The sequence below is a fragment of the Komagataeibacter saccharivorans genome (assembly GCF_004348195.1).
GTDB lineage: Bacteria > Pseudomonadota > Alphaproteobacteria > Acetobacterales > Acetobacteraceae > Komagataeibacter > Komagataeibacter saccharivorans.
This window is the reverse complement of record NZ_CP036405.1, coordinates 36,053-57,452: the sequence shown is the minus strand read 5'-3', so window position 1 is coordinate 57,452 and position 21,400 is coordinate 36,053. Positions and strand designations below refer to the sequence as shown.

Annotated in this window: 15 protein-coding genes; 8 read left to right on the top strand and 7 right to left on the bottom strand. The window is 59.2% G+C overall.

Annotated elements, in window-relative coordinates; translation table 11 throughout:
• Nucleotide 1 precedes the first annotated feature (1 nt).
• A complete protein-coding gene (locus KSAC_RS14510; protein WP_132306386.1) occupies nucleotides 2-1,990 on the bottom strand; it encodes a CocE/NonD family hydrolase in 1,989 nt (662 codons plus the stop codon).
• A gap of 1,051 nt (nucleotides 1,991-3,041) precedes the next feature.
• On the opposite strand from KSAC_RS14510, the gene KSAC_RS14505 reads away from it, so the two are divergent.
• Both KSAC_RS14505 and KSAC_RS17590 read left to right on the top strand, forming a co-directional pair.
• Nucleotides 3,042-5,531, top strand: coding sequence for a TonB-dependent receptor family protein (locus tag KSAC_RS14505; RefSeq protein ID WP_174234171.1), 2,490 nt, complete (start codon nucleotides 3,042-3,044; stop codon nucleotides 5,529-5,531).
• A 273-nt stretch (nucleotides 5,532-5,804) separates the two neighbouring features.
• On the top strand, nucleotides 5,805-6,185 hold the full coding sequence (locus KSAC_RS17590; protein ID WP_243705392.1) for a hypothetical protein: 381 nt from the start codon (nucleotides 5,805-5,807) through the stop codon (nucleotides 6,183-6,185).
• A 378-nt stretch (nucleotides 6,186-6,563) separates the two neighbouring features.
• Here the strand turns inward: KSAC_RS17590 and KSAC_RS14495 are convergent, their stop codons facing one another.
• A complete protein-coding gene (locus tag KSAC_RS14495; RefSeq protein WP_165927353.1) occupies nucleotides 6,564-7,541 on the bottom strand; it encodes an AMP-binding protein in 978 nt (325 codons plus the stop codon).
• 243 nt (nucleotides 7,542-7,784) lie between these two features.
• Here KSAC_RS14495 and KSAC_RS14490 point away from each other — a divergent pair, with 243 nt between their 5' ends.
• The 5 genes from KSAC_RS14490 to KSAC_RS14470 all read left to right on the top strand — a co-directional run bounded on the left by KSAC_RS14490 (nucleotide 7,785) and on the right by KSAC_RS14470 (nucleotide 12,931).
• Nucleotides 7,785-9,227 carry a helix-turn-helix domain-containing protein gene (locus KSAC_RS14490; protein WP_132306382.1) on the top strand — a complete coding sequence of 481 codons (1,443 nt, stop codon included), beginning with the start codon at nucleotides 7,785-7,787 and terminating at the stop codon, nucleotides 9,225-9,227.
• Between the two features lie 175 nt (nucleotides 9,228-9,402).
• On the top strand, nucleotides 9,403-9,768 hold the full coding sequence (locus tag KSAC_RS14485; protein WP_132306380.1) for a hypothetical protein: 366 nt from the start codon (nucleotides 9,403-9,405) through the stop codon (nucleotides 9,766-9,768).
• 99 nt (nucleotides 9,769-9,867) lie between these two features.
• A complete protein-coding gene (locus tag KSAC_RS14480; RefSeq protein ID WP_132306542.1) occupies nucleotides 9,868-10,740 on the top strand; it encodes an acid phosphatase in 873 nt (290 codons plus the stop codon).
• Nucleotides 10,741-11,169: 429 nt separating this feature from the next.
• Nucleotides 11,170-12,027, top strand: coding sequence for a helix-turn-helix domain-containing protein (locus KSAC_RS14475; protein WP_118963795.1), 858 nt, complete (start codon nucleotides 11,170-11,172; stop codon nucleotides 12,025-12,027).
• On the top strand, nucleotides 12,017-12,931 hold the full coding sequence (locus tag KSAC_RS14470) for an isopenicillin N synthase family dioxygenase (protein WP_132306378.1): 915 nt from the start codon (nucleotides 12,017-12,019) through the stop codon (nucleotides 12,929-12,931). The genes KSAC_RS14475 and KSAC_RS14470 overlap by 11 nt, the downstream gene beginning before the upstream one ends.
• A gap of 774 nt (nucleotides 12,932-13,705) precedes the next feature.
• Here the strand turns inward: KSAC_RS14470 and KSAC_RS14465 are convergent.
• The 5 genes from KSAC_RS14465 to KSAC_RS14445 all read right to left on the bottom strand — a co-directional run bounded on the left by KSAC_RS14465 (nucleotide 13,706) and on the right by KSAC_RS14445 (nucleotide 20,228).
• A complete protein-coding gene (locus KSAC_RS14465; RefSeq protein ID WP_243705391.1) occupies nucleotides 13,706-14,767 on the bottom strand; it encodes an L-idonate 5-dehydrogenase in 1,062 nt (353 codons plus the stop codon).
• A gap of 378 nt (nucleotides 14,768-15,145) precedes the next feature.
• Entirely contained in the window at nucleotides 15,146-17,656 is a 2,511-nt protein-coding gene (locus KSAC_RS14460; protein ID WP_110548323.1) for a TonB-dependent siderophore receptor, read from the bottom strand.
• Between the two features lie 152 nt (nucleotides 17,657-17,808).
• Complete coding sequence (locus KSAC_RS14455) at nucleotides 17,809-18,813, bottom strand: FecR family protein (RefSeq protein WP_132306374.1); 1,005 nt, start codon at nucleotides 18,811-18,813, stop codon at nucleotides 17,809-17,811.
• Between the two features lie 97 nt (nucleotides 18,814-18,910).
• Nucleotides 18,911-19,420, bottom strand: coding sequence for a sigma-70 family RNA polymerase sigma factor (locus KSAC_RS14450; protein WP_132306372.1), 510 nt, complete (start codon nucleotides 19,418-19,420; stop codon nucleotides 18,911-18,913).
• A 226-nt stretch (nucleotides 19,421-19,646) separates the two neighbouring features.
• Nucleotides 19,647-20,228 carry a TetR/AcrR family transcriptional regulator gene (locus tag KSAC_RS14445; protein WP_132306370.1) on the bottom strand — a complete coding sequence of 194 codons (582 nt, stop codon included), beginning with the start codon at nucleotides 20,226-20,228 and terminating at the stop codon, nucleotides 19,647-19,649.
• Between the two features lie 121 nt (nucleotides 20,229-20,349).
• On the opposite strand from KSAC_RS14445, the gene KSAC_RS14440 reads away from it, so the two are divergent.
• Nucleotides 20,350-21,330: an SDR family NAD(P)-dependent oxidoreductase gene (locus tag KSAC_RS14440; RefSeq protein WP_132306368.1), complete on the top strand. Its 981-nt coding sequence runs from the start codon at nucleotides 20,350-20,352 to the stop codon at nucleotides 21,328-21,330.
• The last annotated feature ends 70 nt before the right edge of the window (nucleotides 21,331-21,400 follow it).

The following is a 21,400-nucleotide window of genomic DNA, read 5'->3' as shown; positions in this document are numbered from 1 at the left end:
CTCAGGGCACGACCGGAAGCCATACAGCCGTGGGGTATTTCTGGTTGTGATAGATGCTCTGCGTCGCGGTGATGAAATCGTCCTTGTGGGCCTGCAATATGCTGGGCACGTATTTCTGCGGGTTGCGGTCATAAAGCGGGAACAGGCTGGACTGGATCTGGATCATGATCCGGTGGCCGGGTTCAAACACATGATTGATGGCAGGAAGCGTAAAGCGGTAGCGTTCCACCTGACCGGGGCTGACGGGTTCTGGCTTTGCGAAGCTGTGCCGGTAACGGCCACGGAAGATATCCATCGAGACCGCCAGTTCATACCCCCCCATTTCCGGCCTGTCGGCGGTCGTGGGCGGGTTGACGTCGATCACCTTGACCACCCAGTCCGCATCCGAACCGGTCGTGGCCGCATACAGGTCCGCCACCGGCACGCCGCTGACCTTGACCGGGGCGGTCAGGACAGGGGTTTCATAGGTCAGGACATCGGGGCGGCTTTCGGCGGCGCGCTGGTCCTGTACCAGCCATGTCTTCCAGCGGTCCGCCTCGGTCACGAACGAGAAGGGACGGGCCAGGAAGGGCACGGGATGCTGCGGATCGGATGTATAATGGTCTGCATCCTCCTCACCATGTTCCGGCGCGTGGAGCGACAGTTCATGATCCGCATGCACGAACAGTGGCTGCATGGGATGGGGACAGTGTTCGTCGCACGCCAGCGGCCAGCGTTCCAGATAATCCCACTTATTGGTGCCCGTATTGTAGATGACGGCTTCGGGCAGATGTACGGCGGGTGTGCCGGGGCGCAGGTACTGGTCAAAGAACGGGCGCAGCACATCGTGGCGGAACTGCGCGGCAGTGTCGCCATTCCAGTGCAGGGGACCGAGGGACGATCCATCGTAATTCACCTGACTATGACGCCACGGCCCCATGACCAGCACGTTGGGAACGGTCGGGTTCGTGCCCTGCATGGCCTGCCATGTATGGATGGCGCCCCACATGTCCTCCTGATCCCACAGTCCCTGTTCCCACAGCGTCGGCACCGTCGCCTTGTGCTGGGCCAGAAGGTGGTCAAGGGCCTGCTGCTGCCAGAAGGCGTCATAGGCGGGATGGGCCAGCATGCGCTGCCACCACGGGAACTGGTCCAGCCCCGCGTTATGCGCAAACTGTCCGGCCGAACCCGCGGACAGGAAATTGGTGTAGTCGTCATGATCGACGCGCGGGATGGTGTTGCCTTCACCCCGCACGGACATCTGCATGGTGTAATAGTCCAGACCGCCCTGACGGAATGCGCCGTAATGATACCAGTCATCACCCATCCAGCCATCGACCATCGGGCTTTCGGGGGCGGCGACCTTCAGCGCCGGATGCGGGTTGAGCAGCGCCATCACTACCGTAAACCCTTCGTAGGATGAACCCAGCATGCCAACGCGACCGTTGGTTTCGGGCACGTTATGCACCAGCCATTCGATCGTGTCCCACGCATCGGTCGTCTCGTCCGTGCTGGTCGGGTTCAGCGGACCATGCGGCGGGCGCGTCATGACGTAATCGCCTTCCGATCCGTATTTGCCACGGATGTCCTGAAACACGCGGATATAGCCGCCATCGACAAACGTATCGTCACCCTGCGGCAGGATGGAGCGGATGTCGGGCGCATCAGGAATACGGTTGGCGCGTTCGGATGCGTGATAGGGCGTACGGGTCAGCAGGATGGGGGCGTTGGACGCATGGCGCGGCACCACGATAACCGTATGCAGCTTCACGCCATCACGCATCGGGATCATGACATCGCGCTTTATATAATTGCGCGCGTCGGTGGGAAAGTTCACATGGGCGGGGATGTCGTTGCCCGTCTGCACCGTCAGGGCGGAATCATGCGCGGTGGGCGTCGTGGCGGGCGTGCCTGCATCGGCGGCCAGTGCGGGGGTCTGGGCCGTACCCAGTGATGCGCAGGCAATCATGATCGCCAGCGAGGGCAGGGACTGCCAGGAAAGCCGTTTCACGTTATTCCACTCCACTATCCAACTGTCACAACGCATTCCGAAGCGCGGCGGCCCAACTGGGGCAACACCCCGTATATACAGGCATAAAATGATATAACCCGGTCCACGATTACGCATACAATGCGCAACCGGACCGGAGCAATGATCGGTATCGTAACGATGGTTTTGCGTGGCTGCGATGGTGTGTTCGTTTCTGTTTTATTTAACTTCGCATGAGGAAAGACAAAACTTTCCCGGCCACAACGGGCAGGAAGAAACAATAGTATTCATCCCCGGCCTTCTCTGTCCGTAAAGTTTCTTAACTGAGGCGATATTAGCAGTATTTTTCCCGACCGGAACTATACCTGTGATATTCCATCGCAACGGCGTGAAAGGGAGGTGTGACCTGTATGCCCGGTACGGGCGTGTTCTTTTGCGCACATCATCCGACTGACAGTTTGGACGGTCTGCGCAGGATGCGTTCCGGTGATTTATGGCTATAAATCAATGTAAAAAATGGTATTTAAAAGCCATACATATCGCATAATGGAGGTGTTATAAAAACAAGGTCATATATATCTCGTATACAAAATATATAGACCGGATATATTATATTAATAAACAGACATAATTATTTTATATTTCAATTCCACAAGCGATATATGTGACTGATAATCTCCAAATATAATCAAATTACATTATTAATTACTTCATATGAATACCAGCGCTGAAACCAGAAAACGTCAAATATCGTATACCACTTTAGGTTAAGCGAAACTTCACTTTGGAATACATTATAGTAAATGTTGCTTTTAAATCACAATAAGCGTCCAAATGCCGCCCGATCATTTTTCGTTATTGAATATTCTCTCTTCTGAATCTGTAATAATTGACACCTAGAAACATGCAGCGTCGGCTGAAGCACTCAGCCGTAGGGAAGGGAAAAGCAATGACCGGAACAGTTCAGCCTTTTTCCCTCCATACACGGCGCTAATATCAGAAAATCATGGCGGAATGGACGGTAGGGCAGCTTATGTTCTATGCCGTCAGGTGCGATTGGAAACACTCTTCTATGCTGAAAATAGTAAGACGGAAAAGAGAGACGCTGACGTACGGGCCATTGCTGGCCAGTTCAGCCTTCGTATGGTTGCTGTCCCTTGGCTGCTCCGCAGCGGTCGCCGCCCCGGAAAGTGATGTGGACACGACACCTGCAACCCATCGTGCCCATCAGGCCGGTTCCAGGGCAGCAGCCACGCATACGACCACGCATGCACGCACGACCCAGGCGCCGACGCCCATCACATCGCACGCCGCGCCTGAAACGCTGAAGGTCAGTGTCGGCCGCGTCCACACCCACAATGCGGTTCAGGCTGTTTCGCGTGAGCAGATGGACCACTTTGTGGAGGGCACCAGCCCGAACCAGATCCTGGCGCTGACCACGCCCGGCGCCAGCTTCCAGTCGGATGATGCCTTCGGTCTCGATACCGTGGCGAACACGTTGTACGTACGCGGCTTCAACCAGACGCAGCTCGGTGAGACGCTGGACGGCATCCCGATGGGCGGGCAGGGTTTCCATAACTGGAACGGCCTGAGCGTCGATCAGATGGAAATCCAGGAAAACGTGGCCGGCATGACCATGTCGCAAGGTGCGGGCGCGCTTGATACCCCGTCGGCACAGACACTGGGCGGCGCGCTTACCTATACCACGTCCGATCCGAAGGATAAGGCCGGGGGCCGCGTGGGGCAGACATTCGGCAGCTATAACGCGTTCCGTACGTTCGGCCGCGTGGATAGTGGCGTCCTGAATTCCACGGGCACCAAGTTCTATGCCTCCTTCGCCCGCACCGATCAGGACAAGTGGAAGGGGTACGGCGACCAGCAGGAAATGCAGGCCAACTTCAAGCTGGTCCAGCCCGTTGGCGATCGCGGCAAGATCACGGCGATTTTCGATTATTCGGACTTTCAGCAGTACAACTACCTTGGCCTGACCAAGGGCATGTGGCAGCGCGAAGGCCGTAACGCCGACTACCTGAAGCCCGATTACGCGACCGCCCTGCGCTATGCGCAGATTGGTCAGGGCTATCCCGGGGTTTCGGCCCTGCCGGGCGACCCCAGCGTGGGGGATATGGAAAACTATGCCTATGACGGCACCCAGACCCAGCGCAATTACCTGTCGGCCATTACGGGAGAGTTCCAGCTTTTCCCGAACGTGACGTCCAAGACGGTCGCCTATGCGCATGTGTCCAACGGTGATTACAGCGGCACCAACCCGTTCCTGACCTCGCCTTCAACGGGCGTGCCGATGGTGATGGAAACGGGGCACCCGGATGTGCGCCGTATCGGCTTTACGCAGAACTTCACCATCAATGTGCACAAGAACGTCATCCAGACGGGTATCTGGTACGAAAACGATACCTTCAACTACCCGATGCGTATGTATGAAGACGGCCTGACCTCGGCGCACAATTCGATTTCGGGTTTCAAGGGATCGCAGGCTACGACGTGGTATTCGGACTCGTTTAATACCAACACGTTCCAGTTCTACCTGCAGGACACCTATCACATCATTGAAGGCATGACTGTCAGCGCCGGTTTCAAGTCGATGCTGCAGACGACCCATGGCGGCACGAGTCAGGATAACTCCGCCTCCGTCATGCCATGGCTGGTCCAGTCGGTTGATCCGACCAGCTATACATACAGCCATCCGGCTGCCGGTAGCCTGACGGCAGCCAACGCCTTCCTGCCGCACTTCAATTTCGATTACCACTTCAAGGATCACCACGAAGTCTATTTCGACATTGCTGAAAACATGCGCGCCTACGACTACGGGCAGCAGACCAGTTCCGGCACGGCATGGGGCGCGCTGGGTAATGGTACTAGTGTCAGCGCCCAGCAGGCGTTCAACGCTGAAAAGCAGACCCTGCGCCCTGAACGCACATGGAACTATGTCGTGGGGTATCGCTACAACTCCAAACTGCTGAGTGCCAGCGCCGATTTCTATCATACCGATTACTACAACCGCCTTGCGACGGTCACGACCGGGCCGACCAACAACCAGTATGGTGCAATGGCGAACGTGGGTCGTGAAACGATGAACGGTGCCGACGTAATGGCGGCGATCCGTCCCGTGCGTGGTCTGGAAATCTCCAACAGCTTCAGCTGGAACAACGCGGTCTATCAGGGCAGCCTGCCTGATGGAACCAGCCTGAAGGGCAAGCATCAGGTTTACTATCCCAAGTTCATGTATAAGGCGAACCTGACCTATACGTGGCATCGGGCGATGTTCAACTTCAATGCGACCTATAGCAGCGCCCGTCAGATGACCTACATGAATGACGAGCAGATTCCGGCTTACTGGACCTCGAACCTCAACGGCAGCTATAACTTCGGCAAGGTCGGTTTCGCGCAGAACATCAAGACGACATTCGGTATCACCAACCTGTTCAACAAGAACTATATCGGTGGTGTCTATGGTGCCGCGAGTGTGAGCGGGGATAACAACGACAACCTGTTCGTGGCCGCGCCGCGTGAATTCTTCGGTTCGGTTTCGGCACAGTTCTAAAATTCGACTACGCCTTACCTGACTGAAAGCAGATGATTTATCGCCCGTGGGTACAGATGCCAGATCTGTGCCCACGGGCGAAGTCTGTTCAGCACCCCGATATCGGGGGTGTTTTCTGTCAACGGCCATGACGTAGACAAAGGTGGACGGAAAAGTCGCCTTATGCGGACCGGTTTGTCCGTAGCCGTCATTATCGGGCTTTGACCGTCCTGACCGGCGGGAACACAGAAGAATACCGGGTGCTGCCCCGCGCGTCAGATGATGTTATCTGTCGTGAACAGGGACGGGGCTTTCCCCGATAAAGCCGCCACGTCTGGCTCGGGTCGTATCGCAACAGAAGTCCGCCCTGTCTGTTCCATACATCGACTGGTCAAGGCCGACCTGATCCGCTATCACCGCGGGGTGAAAAGACAGGGCGAGGCAATGATAGAGAAACTGCGTGAGATCAATGGCGGTCGGACGCTTTTGATGAATGTGGGCGTGCTGTTCTGCATCATCATCATGCTGGGGCTCGCCAACCTGATCTGTCGCTTCGTGCTGAAAACGGATCTGACATACCTGATGCCGTGGCTGATTGGCGCTGCCGTTGTCTACTGCTTTGGCCCCGCACTGGCGCTGTGGTGTCTTACCGGCAGCCCATCCGGGGATGCCTGAACGCAGCATGATGCTGGAACGGACAGGCTTATTGAGCCACGGACCTGTATGATCCGGTTGCTGCCGTTCGCGGGGCCACGTCGACCGACCTGTTTTCGATCAGGCCTTTACACCCTGTAGCCATCCGCAGGATTAGATATCTGCATGCCGGACGGGCGGGCGCATGCGCCGCAGCCCGTCAGTGCCTGACAGAAGGGGGCGGTAAACCCTATGCACGTTTTCTATCACCACGATAGGAAACATTGGGGTTCGCGGTCCTCCATTCGCCCCTGTCAGCATCTGTTGACAGGATACGCAATCAGAGCAGCGAAAAGGGGCATATGCGGTCCGTGCGTCTTACGCCTCATGACCGGATATGCCCCTTTGCCGTGTGTTTGGTTACGCCGCCAGCGTAGCGGGCTGTCCCTCATGAATCCTGATGGTCATACCGTTGGCCAGCGCACCGTAAACAAGGGCGATATGGCGTGCGACCTGCGCAATGCCGGGCTGTGTTCCGGCACCGTTCGCGGTACTGTCCACCGCATAGGATGCCCAGACAATATACCGGCCTGTCGCATGCATCATTCCCCGGCTGGTTCCAGCGGTATGCAGGATGAATAGCGGATCTTCCGCATGCATGATTTCCGGCAGGCAGTCAGGTTCGTACCAATCGACCAGATCATTGAATTTATGGTCTCGCCCGGCTGTCATGGGAACGGGCGTTCCAGTATGGCTTGCGACCAGCATCAGCCGCACATGGCTGTCCGGACCGGCAATGTGCAGGGCTTCATCCATCCGTGCTTTCAACGGTATGGATCGGCTGCCATGGCCTGTCTCATCCACCGTAATCACGGCAACAGCGCCGCAATCCACCAGATGGCCCGCCATTTCCTGCGCCGTGAAATCACCGGACATCAGGACCTGCACCGCCCCGATCCGTGCACAGGCCAGCATGGCCACGATGCCTTCGACCACCATGGGCAGATGGATCATCACCCGGTCATTACGCTGCACCCCCTGATCGCGCAGGGCATTGGCCAGACGGCACACCCGTTCATGCAGGTCGCGATAGGTGACACGATCGACCTGCCCGGCGTCCTCGCCCCGCCAGAATATCGCCAGCCTGTCGCCATGATCCGACAGATGGCGGTCAACGCAGGATACGGACGCATTCAGCGTACCATCTTCAAACCAGCGGGCATCCCGATCCGGCCTTGCCGTCGCCATGCGCTGCGGCGGGCGATGCCAGGCAACCCGACGTGACTGTGCCAGCCAGAAGCCATGGCGGTCGAGCGTTCGGTCCTGTGTGCCTGCGTGCAGCCATGCGGGTATGGGCGCCGCTGCGATATGGCGATTATCCTCGGTAATGGGGGTCATGGTCCGGGTTCTTTCCTGTGCGATCATGGACCCTGTTGGAACAGGGCAGGGGGTACGTCACTTTTCCGGCTGTCATGTCATCGCATGCGATCACTTTCGGGATATGCCGCGATGACATGGATTTTCCTGTTATTGTTCCTGGTCTTTACTGGGCGCAGAGTGTCTTAATTTCGCCCTGCAGGGGAAGATACCTTGCGGTTGAAAGCGGCTAATGCCGGATCGCCAGTTGCAAAGATTGCGAAGATGAAAAAGCCCGTCACCAAAACCTTTGCTGGATCGCGCATCCGCCATCAGCGTAGCCGCGCCGGCATGACGCAAAGCGCACTGGCCCAGCGGTTACAGGTTTCGGGAAGCTACCTGAACCAGATTGAACATGACCAGCGCCCGGTGCCGCCCCGTCTGGTCAGCGCCCTGTGCGATATATTCTCTGTCGGCGCGGATTACTTCAGCGATACCGAGGAAGCACGCGGCACGCAGGCATTGCGTGAAATCCTGACCGATCCGGTTTTCAATGCAGGCGCCATCGGACTGGACGACATTCAGGCGGCGATGCGTGCCGCGCCCGATCTGTGCGCCCAGTTCGTGCGGCTGTACCGGGCTTACCTGCTGCGTCAGGAACAGGCCACGCCCGCCCTGACGGGGAATGTATCCTTTCGTCCGCTGGCGGATGATGCACCGGACCGGGTCGAACCATATGAAGCGGTAGCGGACTGGGTTCAGGCACAACGCAATTATTTTGACGAGATCGACCGCGTAGCCGAACGGCAGGCCGCCTCCATCCGCCTTGATGAAGGCCGCCCCGTTGAACAGCTTTCGCACTATTTTCTCGATCATCACGGCATCCGGACCGCCATTGACCTCGATATGGGCCAGCGCGGCCTGATGTGGCGGCTCGACCGTCGCGCCCGCACGCTGTTCCTGTCGGAAGGGGTGCCATCGGAAAGCAGCATGTTCTGGATGGCGCAGGCCCTGGGCCAGATCGAACACCGGACCCTGTTTGAGCGCGCCATCCGCCGGTCCCCCCTGCGCGAGCGGGAGGCAAAGGGACTGGCCCGTGTCTATCTGACCAATTATTTTGCAGGCGCGCTGCTCATGCCTTACGAAGCCTTCCGGCAGGCGGCGCGTGACCTGCGGCATGACGTGGAACGGCTGCAACGTCATTTCGGCGTCAGTTTCGAACAGGTCTGCCAGCGCCTGAGTTCCCTGCAACGCCCCGGACATGAAGGGATACCGTTTTACTTCCTGAAAACGGATATTGCCGGGAATATTCTGAAAAGCTTCAGCGCCAACCGCTTCACGCAATCGCGTTTCGGGGGGCCGTGCCCGCTATGGAATATCTTTCGCGCCTTCAGCACGCCCTTTCAGGTACAGGTGCAGTTGTCGCGCACCACGGATGGGGCGGTTTACCTGAATGTGGCGCGTACGGTCGGGCGCAGCAGCCTGTCCTATTTCGACCGCCCGCGCCTGACCGCCGTGGTGCTGGGGTGTTCCATTGCCGATGCGGGGCACCTTGTCTATTCCGCCGGTCTGGACCTGAACGATCCGAAAATGATCATTCCCATCGGTCCCGGCTGCCGTGCCTGCACCCGTGAAAACTGCCGCCATCGCGCGCTGCCGATGGTGGGACACAGCCTTGATACCGGTAATGGGGAACATGGCGTGATGCCGTACCGGGTTACGTCGTGAAACGGGAGGCGGCATGATGACCACCATAGGGGGCAGTCGCCTGCCAATCACGTCCTTGGTACGATGTGCACGGGCCCGGGCAAAACGCCTTTTCATGAAACTATCACAATTTCAGGGCCGTAGAATCATCTAAACAGCATCCATCTTTTCCAATGCCCCAGAACCGGGAGTAAGGATGCTGCTGACTGAAGACAGGTTGCCCAGCCGACAGGAACGGCTGCCTATCCGCCAGTGTGCATGCGTGATGAATGGATGGATCAGGCATCCCGAAGCCCGTTTTGTCCGTAATTTCATCAATCTGCCCACTGACAGGTACAGGGGCGAACATGTCGTTATTACGGAAAACCGGACCGTATCAGCTCCCCGGCTTCCGGGCGCGATCACGTCGCTACATGCAGGTATTTCCCCTGTTGGCAGTCCCGACATCGCAGCCGCATGCCATCTGCGACCGCTTACACCGGATTTCCGTTCGGAATGGACTTTCCGCGTGACCCCACCTGTGCGTAACCTGATCTCCACCAATGCCAGTATCTGTTCCTGACCTGTTCTGACACCCCGCATGAGGACCGCAATGACCCTACATATGGACGCCATCCCCCCCGTTTCCGCCGGTTCGTCTCAGGCAGACGGGAACGTGGCCATGTCCGTCCGCAGTCATGGTGTGACCACACGCCCCGCGGGTCGGCGCGGCTGGCAGGGTATTGGCCTGCGTCCCCTGCTGCCTGCCCTTGTCGCCTGCGGTCTTCTGACAGCGGGCCTGTGTCATGCCGCTGATGATCCGCTGTCCGATCCGGCGCAGGAGAAGGGTTATTTCACACCCGCCACGCAGCCGGACGCCACGCGCTTCCTTCCCCCACCGCCCCAGCCCGGCACGGCACGGCAGGCCACCGATGACCATGCCTTCACGTCAACACGCGCGCTGGTGGGCACCCCGCGCTGGGCACTGGCCACATCCGATGCGGACCTGCATCAGGACCCGCTGTTGCATGCTTTTTCCTGTGCGGCGGGTTTTGTGATCGATAGCGCGCATGCCCCACATCTGGCCGCCCTTGTCCATAAAATGGACGTGTCGGAAATACCGGACATGAAAAGCAGCAAGGCATACTGGCACCGCCCGCGTCCCTTCGTAGGCAACAGCCAGCCCATCTGCACCGAAGCGGACCGGGCGCATCTGGCTACATCCGGGGCCTATCCATCAGGACATACCATGCTGGGCTGGAGCGCCGCGCTGATCCTGGCGGAGCTGCTGCCGGACCGCGCGACCGCCATCATGCAGCGCGGCCGCATATTTGGTGAAAGCCGCATCGTGTGTGGCGTGCATTGGGAAAGCGATGTGCAGGAAGGCTACCTGATGGGCGCGACCGAGATTGCGGCCCTGCACGGTAATGCCGATTTCCGGGCCGATATGGATGCTGCCCGCAGCGAACTTGCAGCCCTGCGCCCCACCGCACCGAAGCCAGACCAGCGCAGTTGCGCGGTCGAGGCGGACGCAGCCGCCCATTCACCCCTGTAACAACCTCTATGGTAACGCCGCCCGCCATGATCTTGACCCTTGCGGTCATGGGCGTGCGGCCAGTCAGTTCCAACTGCCCCTTATGACCTAACTACGGGGGCAGCCATCCTGAAGGACGGGATATTTCTGCCCGGCTGTGATGCTGGATTCCTTCAATGGGAACGACGCCCCGAGCATAACGGACCGATTATCCGGTCCGTTTTTTTGTGTCCGGTCTGACGGATTGCCCGGCCCCTGATCGTCCTCCAGCCGTTCAACACGGTCGGACCATGATGGAATCATGACCGTAAAGGCTGCACCATCGGGGGAGTTGGCGGTCGATCAGGAAATCATAATTACGGATATGTTTTTGTGCCGTGCAGTCATTTCATCACCGGGATGGAGACGCTATCCCTGCAGGGTATGAAATGAAGGGGCAAGACAATCGGCATGCTGTCGTTTCTGAACAGGGGGGCCACATTCTCCTTCGGGGAAATCGGCTATCCGCGTGGTGGGGAGTTCCGGGTGGCCGGACAGCCCTATGCGTGGATACTGCTGCTGGAAACCGGTTCGATGCGCACCCTGGTCGACGGGCGTGAACATGGGCTTGTGGCGGGGGAATGCGGGCTGTTTGTCAACTGGGCGGGGCGCTCTTCCTCCTACGCGCCGGGTAGCCATGTATGCTGGTGCGAAACGCCGCTGCCGGTGGATGACCGGGGCAATACCGGCATGATCGCCCAGTCCATGCCCGCAACGCCACGCCTGCGCGCCCTGTTCCGCGAGGGGCTGGGCTGTGGACTGGCCAGCTCACCTTCTACCGACATGCTGCGCAATGCACTGGGGGAAGCGCTGTTCGCGGCGTGGCAGTTTGAAACCGTACGCGATGCGCGTCCCGTCCTGCCCGAAGGGCTGGTAAAGGTACATGCCTTTGTAGAGGCTCATTATTTCGAGCCACTCGACCTCGCCCGTCTGGCGGCTGTATGGGGGGTGACGCCGCCGCATCTGGTTGCGTCATTCCGCCGGCACTTTGGCACCACGCCCATGCGCCATGTCTGGAATGTACGGACGCAGGCGGCCATCCGCATGATCCTGCGCACGGATATGCCGCTGGCGACGATTGCCGAACTGTGCGGATACGGTTCGCCCTTTCATCTGTCGCGTCTGGTGCGACGCATGACGGGCCACAGTCCGCGCGGGCTGAGGCAGCGTGGCACGCACCAGCCCGGATCGGTGGAGGCAGGCCACGGCCTGCGCACCAGAAACAATGCCCTTCCTGATAGCGCTGAGGATCAGTCCCATGACCCATGATATCCCTGTCATTGATATTACGCGCCTGCGGAATGGCGCGCCGGACGAGCGCAGGGCGGTCGCCCGGTCCATAGGGCAGGCATGCCGGGAGACGGGGTTTTTCTACATCACCGGCCACGGTGTTGACCCGTCGATGATGCGGGGCGTCTTTGACGCCGCCCATGCCCTGTTTGCCCTGCCAGATGCGCAGAAGGAAAGCATTGCCCGCAGTCGTGTCGGGCATAATCGCGGGTATGTCGGCTACGGTGTGGAACGTCTGGATACGACGGCCCTGCCGGACCGCAAGGAAGCCTTCAACATCGGGCGTGAAGCGGAAGGGGAGCCCGCCAATGCGTGGCCGGACCTGCCGGGCTGGCGGGAACGGATGCTGGGTTATTTTCAGGCATGCCAGACACTGGGGGCATCGCTGCACCGGGCATTTGCGCTGGATCTGGGGGTGTCTGAGGATTTCTTTGCCGATAAATTCCGCCACCCCATGGCGACATTACGCCTGCTGCATTACTGCGCGGCGGAAACCGAAGCGTGCGACGACGGTGCGCCGGGGGCAGGGGCCCATACGGATTATGGCAACGTGACCATACTGGCGGTTGATGGTGTGGCAGGGCTACAGGTCCGCCCGCGCGGTGGCGACTGGATCGACGCCCCGGCCATACCGGGGGCATTCGTATGCAATATCGGTGACTGCCTGATGCGGTGGAGCAATGACGTATATGTCTCCACACCCCACCGTGTGCTGAAACCCGCCAGCGAACGGTATTCCGTCGCGTTCTTTCTGGACCCCGATGCCGATGCGCTGGTTGAACCGATCGTCACGACTGCGGGCGACACGCCCCATTATCCCCCCATCACCGGAGGCGACTATCTGCGCGAACGGCTGACGGCCACATATGGGCATGCGACCTGATACGTGTAAGGGGTAGCGAACAGCGGGAGTAAGGCGTGTGGGACATCACCCCCCATGCTGTTCCCGCTGTGTCCGGTATACGAATGCCGGTTCGGTTTGATATGTGGGACGGGAGAAACATACAGGTCTGTCAGGCCCATACGGTTCCAGACACCGGATCAGGCGCGTTACGCAATGCCAGATATGAAGATGGTTTTTGTTGGCATAAGATTTCTTATAGGATAATAATGCGCATTGCTGGGATTACGCAAAATCTCCCTATGATTATCCCCTTGCCCAGCAATCCCGTAACCCCTCCACATTATCTCTGGGTGAAATATGCGCGCGGATGCGTGTCTCCCGGCACCTGAAGTTTCGGCGATTACAAGGAACTCGATGGATGGGACCTGTGAATCGGTGCATGCAGTTGGCCCGGAGTGGATTCCTCGGTCTCACGTGTAATGTCGTGTCTGTGGGACGCATGGGGTACCGCAAAATCCATCTGGCCACGGCCGCTGGCTGAACTGTACCCGTATGGGCCGGCTGACCGGACTTTGTCGTCCTCGACGAACCGGGTGCCCTGCCCTTTGTCCAGTCTGGCGGACTGTTGGCTCCGTATGGTCAGTCGTCTCTATATGAACAGACCGCCCTCATTGTCACCACGAACCAGTCCTTCGATGAACGGACCAGTACACGCCTGCTGGTTTCCGGGGCATAACCAGTTCCGTACAAATGGAAGCCAGACTTTTTACCCATTCCCGCCGGTTTGGTCAGGCGAGAATGGGCGCCATCCCTTCAACTGTTCAGGGACAGCAGGATTTTGGCTGCCTGCCTGCGGTCTGGCGCCAGGGCAAAGGCCGCGGCAAAGTCGCGCAGGGGAAACTGCTGGGTGACCAGAATATCGGCAATTTCAGGCCGTTCAGCCAGTAAGGCAAGTGCGGCGTCGAATTCCGTGTCAAAACGGAAAGTACCCCTGAAATCGAGTTCACGGTTGATGATCTGTGCAACGGGCACTTGTATGTCCCCTGGCGGGAACATGCCAACCTGAACCAGTATGCCACCCCGCCGTGTGTGGCCTATGGCCGCAGGCAGCGCAGTCGGCACGCCTGTAGCTTCAAACAGGATATCGAATTCTTCCTCTACCTCGGTATGGCGGGTGTTGTAGCACCTGTCTGCGCCAAGCCGGGTGGCGCACTGTAGTGGAAAATCTTCCAGATCGGTTACCACGATCCGTTTTGCCCCATGATGGACCAGTCCCGCCACGATTAACAGCCCGATTGGTCCTGCCCCCTGTACCATCACGTTACGACCACGCACATCGCCCGCACGTGCAATGGCATGCAGGGCGACGGACAAAGGTTCGGCAAGACACGCCCGGCGAAGAGTCAGGCCGGGAGGCAGGGAATGAAGCTGTGCTGCCTTTACAGTCATGGACCGGCGAAAGCCGCCATCGGTATGGGGATCACGTGCGGCACTTCCCAAAAACAGCATGTTGCGACAGAGGTTGCGCCGCTTCCGCGCACATTCGAGGCAGTGACCACAGGGCCGCGCCGGATGAATGGCCACATCCTGACCTACAGAAAAGCCTTTTACATCACTGCCCAGCGCACTGATGGTGCCAGAGACTTCATGCCCCAGAACCATGGGGGCATGCAGTACGGACGCCCCAACGCCCCCATGGGAAAAATAATGCAGGTCCGAACCGCATATGCCACCCCAGGCCATATTCACCTGCACTTCATCGGGGCCGGGATCAGGTAGGAGAATGGGGTCCAGCCTCAGATCATGCGATGCATGGATAACCAGTGCCTCGGTCAGGCAGGACTCAACGTTTTCATGACTTGTTTCAGCGTACACGTTCAGGATACTCCGCGCCTGTAACAGGGCCGCCGCTCTGATTGGAACGGCAGGCCGTGCCCGCTCTAACGAGATAGCAGACGGTCTGGTTTCCGGCATCGAGCGTAACCGTCCGGCTGTCGGGAATGACTGCCGTTATTCCGCATTCTCGCGCATCAGGACCAGATACGGGACAATCAGGGACCGGTCAGCGTCATGGCCGGGGCTTGCCGGGGAGCCATTGCGCTGCGGGCATACTGTCCAGCCGGGCAGGTACTCCGGCGCTGTCTCTGGATCTGGCCTGCTGTCATGAAAAAGCTGGGCGGCCGCCGGTTGGGACAGGTGGCTATCGAATCTTTGCGCCGGGGTAGGAGGCTGAACGGGAAAGCCGCATGGAAGTTACCAGCTATAAGTCACCTTGCCGATGACATTGCGGTTGGCACCGATATAGCAACCGGTATCGGCACCCGCGCAACTGGGGTAATAGCGCTGGTTGAGCAGATTCTGCGCGGTTACCTGAAACAGCATGCCCTTCAGGCGGGGGGCGACGGCATCAAGTGAATACTGTGCCTGCGCGTCCACCAGCACATAGCTGGGTGTTACGTATTCCAGCGTGTTGTCCACCAGCGTATTGCCGTTGTAGCGCACGCCCGCGCCAAACCCCAGACCCCGCAGCGGGCCATTGCGCAGGTCATAATGGCCCCAGACCGAGAATGTCTGCTTGGGCACCGCAATCGGACGTTCGCCAGTCAGGTCGCCACTGCCGCGCGTATAGGCCACGTCCTGATAGGTATAGGCCGCAATGATGTTCAGGTTGCGGGTCAGGTCAACATGGGCTTCCAGTTCGATCCCCCGCGAACGGATACCGCCGGTCTGGGTATAGAAATCGATATGGACGGGATCGGTGACCAGCACGTTGCTCTGCTTGAGGTCATACAGTGCCAGCGTGAAGAAGCCGTTGAAGTTGTGCGGCTGGTATTTCAGCCCCACCTCAAACTGCCGCCCCCGGGTTGGCTTGAATGGCGTGCCGTTGAACGACAGGTTGTTCGCGGGCTGGAAAGATTCCGCGTAATGGAAGTAAGGCGACAGGCCGATGGGGAACGCGTACAGAATGCCGCCGCGCCACGTCGTGGCCTGATCCGACTGGTTGAAGCTGCCGCCGCTATCCGTCTGGTCACGGGTGTCGATGGTGGACCAGTCATGCCGCACGCCCCCCTGCACATGCAGCCTGCCCCATGTCATCTGGTCCTCGCCATATATGCCTTCCTGATTGGTGGTGATGCTCTGTGCTTCGTACAGATCCAGCTTGCCAATGCTCTGCCCATAGGTCGGGGCAAAGACGTCCAGTGAGGGGGCATCGCCGTAATACAGATTGGCGGAATCACGGATATTCTGCCAGTTGCCGCCAATAATCACATTGTGCTTGACCGGGCCGGTGCGGAAATGGCCAAGGATCTGTTCTTCTACCGTAATCGTGTCGAAATGCTCCTCTGACCCGTATGCCGCACGCTCCAGCGTCCGGTTGTCATCATCAAGCATCCCGCCCGAAGACACCTGCTGGAAAAACGCCCCCACATTGGCGTAACGGGCAAATGACTTGAAGGTCCAGTTGGGCGCAATGCGGTAGCTCAGGCGGTAATTGACGGCCGTCTGGGTGCGCTTGTAGGTCTCGAAATTCGGGTCGCCAGGATAGAAATGGTCCGAAATCTTGCCATTCGGGTTGGGCAGGATGGTGCCCTCCAGGGGTGCCGTATCAAAATTTCCGCCACGCGGGTCACGCTGCCAGAAGGCGGAGAGTGTCATGGTCAGGCGATCATTGGGGGTCCATGTCAGCGATGGCAGGACACCGAAGCGTTCGTTGCGGGTATGCTCATCCTGTGTGCCCGATGTGGTGGCGGTTGCGGCTATGCGGTACAGCCATTTGCCATCACGGTCTATCCGTCCGCCAAAATCGGCGGTACCGCGTACGTAGCCGTATGTCCCCCCTTCGACCGAGACGGAATGAACCGGGGTAGCCGTCGGCTGTTTTGTGGTCAGTACAATGGCCCCGCCGGGATTGGACTGCCCGTACAGGACAGAAGGCGGCCCCTTGAGAATGTCGATCCGGTCAAGCAGATAGGGGTCGATCTGCTGGGTAGCGTAATAGGCGCCGTTGAACAGGCGCAGGTTGTCAACAAACTCATCCGCGCCCGCAGCCCCCTGAAAGCCGCGGATTTCAACCATATCAAACCGCGTGGTGTAGCCCGATGCCACATCCCCCGACACGCCGGCATTATATCGCAGGGCCTCGGCTATGGTGCGGGCGTTCTGCTGGTCCAGTTGCGCGCGGGTCACGACGGACACGGATTCCGGGGTTTCAATCAGTGGCGTGTCGGTCTTGGTGGCCGCACTGGAATTCTTGGGCACGAGGCCCGCGCGCCCCGATATGGCGTAAACGGCGATCTGTTCTTCTTTCCACCCTTTTCTGCCGCCCACGTTCCCCTGCCCTTCCACCCGTACCGGATCAAGGGTGATGGAGGAAGCTGCGCGGACGAGCGAGACGGAATGCGCCCCGGTTTTCCGGTACGTAATGCCGGTGCCTGCCAGAAGGCCGGAAAGTGCCTGTTCCGTTGTCATCTGCCCGGTTACCGCCCCTGACCGCACATCCGATATCGTGGCGCTATCGAACGCAATCTGCATGCCCGTCTGCGCGCCCAGGGATACGAGGGCGTGGGCCAGCGGCTGCGCAGGAATACTGAATGGCTGTATCGGTGCGGGCGGGACGGCGACACTGGCCGCGACCGGTGACGCCACGGCATGATGGCCCGTGGCGTTCCACATGACGAACATCAATGCCGAAGTGCCGGTAAGCAGGCTGATTCGGGAAGGCCGGATGCGATTGCGACGGCATGACAGAAGAACACACGGCATGATCAGATCTCACGGGCAGACGGTTGAGGGCAAATGCAAACGAATTGCACTCGCGTATATTCATGTCCGTTGAGACGATTTTTTTTTAACGGGGCAGTGAAACTTTTTTTCGCACTTCGAGACAAAAAGCGCCGGGTTGCCGTTCCGGCCCGTCAGGGCGCATTGTGGCTGGCCAGTATCAGGGTGAAGCCGGCGGGGAGCGAAACAAGCCTGTTCCCATGCAGCGCACACAGGGCTTCCAGCGCCTCCCTGGGGTGGCGCAGGTCATATACCCCCCCTACCGGGATGGTGTCGTGTTCCAAGCCATGGGTCACGATGGTACCCGGATAGTAGCGCCCCATAACCTCGATCGCTTCGGAGAACCGTACGTCATTCAGCACCATCTGCCCTGAACGCCATGAACCGACTTCATCCGGGTCGATCGCGCCACGATGCGTCTTGCCCGTATGCTGATCGACCGTCCATTGCTGGCCTGCGGTCAGGCGCAGGGCGGGGTCAGACTGGCGTGCTACGTCCACAATTCCTTCACGCACGGCAACACGCACATCAGGGCCGGTCATCTGCACATCAAAAGTGGTGCCGATATCGCGGGCCGTGACATTTCCTGCCCTGACGGCAAAGCCGTGTTTTCCGTCATGCGCGACATTGAAAAACGCCTCCCCGGCCAGCAGCGTAACTCCCCGTTCCCGACCCGAATAATGCACGGCAATGGCGGAATGGCCCGCCAGGGTCACGGCCGTCGCGTCAGACAGGATGACCGTGCGGGTTTCACCGGTTTTTGTGTAATAATCAGCCCGCAGGCGCAACATGAGGTCCGGCGTGGCGAAGGCCAGAAGGCTGGCTGCCAACGGGAGCATGCAGCCTGCGGCAATCCGCAACCGGCGTCGCAAGGGGGCGTATGACCTGCTGGCCGCAGGCGGGCAGGATGTTGCGGGCCGCTGGTCAGGTGCCTGCACCATGGGTGGCAGCAGTTCGCCAGTGACGGCCCATACGCGTTCCATCCGGCGCCATGCCCGTTCATGGGCGGGGTCCAGCGCACGCCACGCGGCGCATTCCGCCTGTACCGTTTCATCATGCCGTGCTTCATTAAGGCGGATTTTCCAGGTGGCGGCTTCCAGCATGACGCGCCCGGCGTCCTGTGTTGGCTGTGTGCTCATCTGCCCCTCCCCTTCCTTCCACGCCAGTAGCGTTGAGCGTGTTCCCAGAAACAGGGACGTGACAGGGACCTGTTTTTCAACGGTAAGAAAAAAATCTTTACGGCTCCATATCTGGCAGGGCCGTTGCACAGGCAACCAGCGCGGTCTGGATCATCTTATGCACGCGTGTGGTGGAGACGCCCAGAACAGTTGCGATTTCTTGCAATGTATAGCCGCCGATGCGGTACATCTCGAACGCGCGGCGGGTGCGTGGCGGCAGGCTGGTCAGGACATTCGCCACGGAATGAAGTTCCTGCCGGTGCCCGCAATGGGCTTCGGGCGATATGGACCCCGCACCTGTATCAGCCAGCAGGGTATGATCGATTTCGGTTGGAATCTGCCTGTGCGCAGCACGCAGATGATCAAGCGCAAGGTTCCGTATTATTGCGGTCAGGTATGCGACGGGATTGAAAACAATGCCCTGCCTTTTTACGGATGCGACCTGAACAAAAGCATCCTGCACAATATCTTCCGCCTGTGCCGTGCAGCCGACCATGGAGGTTGCGAAAGATACGAAACGGGGCCGGTTCGCAAGATAGGTTTCCAGAAGGTGATCGGTCGAGGCCACAGCCTGAAGGTTCCTTGACAGCTTGCGTCAGTGCCCCTCCTTATATGAATATAATAATCATTATCAACATAAGAACGGCGCTGTGACGTTTCGATACAATGTGGCCTTTCAGGCATGCTGCCATCATGGCTGTCCGATCGAATATCGGGTTTCCATGCTTCCCGGCCATGAATGGACATTCGGGTTACCCGAGAGCACTATCGACATAATTCTCTATCACGCGGCATCACGATGTCGGCGCCCGTGATCCGGCGATGAGAATATCGACAAGGCGCTTCGCACTGCTCTCCCAGCCGGGACCAGCAGCGTAGTTAGAAACCCCCGCCAGGGCACGGAGCAGGTCGACTGGCTCGATATCCGCGCTGATGTCCCCACTGGCAACGGCTGCCGCCATAAGTTTCTCGATCGCGTCCTGCAGGACCGTGCCGGACTGGGCGTAGAGCGCGCCCGTGCCGCCCGCCAGCCCGTTGAGGGCGGGAGCGATGACCAGCTTGGCGGCAATGTAATCCACGAACAGCCGCATCCATGCACGCAACGCTTCCACTGGTGGATGCTGCGCGGCAAGAATTGGCGCTGCATCCGCCAGACTGTCCAGTTCAGCGCGATAGACCGCCTCGATCAGCGCATCGCGATTGGGAAAGTGACGGTAAAGCGTTCCGATCCCGACCCCTGCACGACGGGCGACCTCGTCCAGCGGGATATCGACTTCCCCCGCCGTAAACGCGGCTTTCGCCACTTTCAGCAGGTTTTCCCTGTTGCGCTGTCCATCGCTGCGCGGTCGGCGGCGCGGCTTTTTTTCGTCGGTCACCGGTTTCCCTCTTGTTAAACGGAGTGACTCTCCGCATATATCAAGCGGAGCCATGCTCCATATAACACCCCGCATGCCACTTCGGCAAAAAACGGATGCATCCTTTTAAGGAGTTCCACCCATGACACAGATTTTTGGCGCGAGTTCGACGACAGAAGATGTCCTCTCCGGCGTATCCCTGAAGGGTAAACGTGTCCTTGTGACCGGCGTTTCCGCTGGTCTGGGCGTTGAAACCGCGCGCGCCCTTGCCGCACATGGCGCCCAGGTGGTGGGTGCCGCACGCAATCTGGCAAAAGCGGAACATGCTACCGGGCAGGTCCGTGCCGACGCTAAACGTGGGGGCGGTACGTTCGAACTGATCGCCCTTGACCTCGCGGATCTGAACAGTGTGCGCGCCTGTGCCGATAAGCTGAACGCAACCGCTCTGCCCTTCGATCTGGTCATCGCCAATGCGGGCGTGATGGCCACGCCGTTCGGCCATACGAAGGACGGGTTCGAGACCCAGTTCGGCACCAATCATCTGGGACACTTCGTCCTCGTCAACCGGATTGCGGGACTGATGCGTACCGGGTCCCGGCTGGTCAATGTATCCTCGGCCGGACATCGCTTTGCCGATGTTGACCTGAAAGACCCGAATTTCGAGCATACCCCGTACGATCCCTTTGTCGCCTACGGGCGCTCCAAGACGGCCAATATCCTCTTCGCCGTTGCGTTTGACGCACGGCATCGCGCACGCGGCGTGTGCGCCACGGCGATACATCCGGGTGGAATCCTGACCGAACTGACGCGTTATATGCCAGCAGGCGGCATCGAGGCGATGGTGGCGAGGATCAATGAACAGGCCGCAGCAGACGGCAAACCACCGTTCCAGTTCAAGACCATTCCGCAGGGGGCGGCCACGTCGGTCTGGGCCGGTGTGGTGGCGGAAGCTGATGCGGTCGGCGGCCATTACTGCGAAGACTGCCACGTAAGCCCGGTCGTGCCCGATGACAGGTCACTCACCCTGGTCAGTGAGGGCGTACGGGCCTACGCGGTCGATCCCGTACACGCCGAAGCCCTGTGGGCAAAGAGCGAGGAAATGGTCGGGGAAAAATTCTCCTGAAGCCTCAGTGCCCCTGTTTCTGGCATAACGGGCACACCTGACGACCAGACAGACATTTTACCACTGTGTG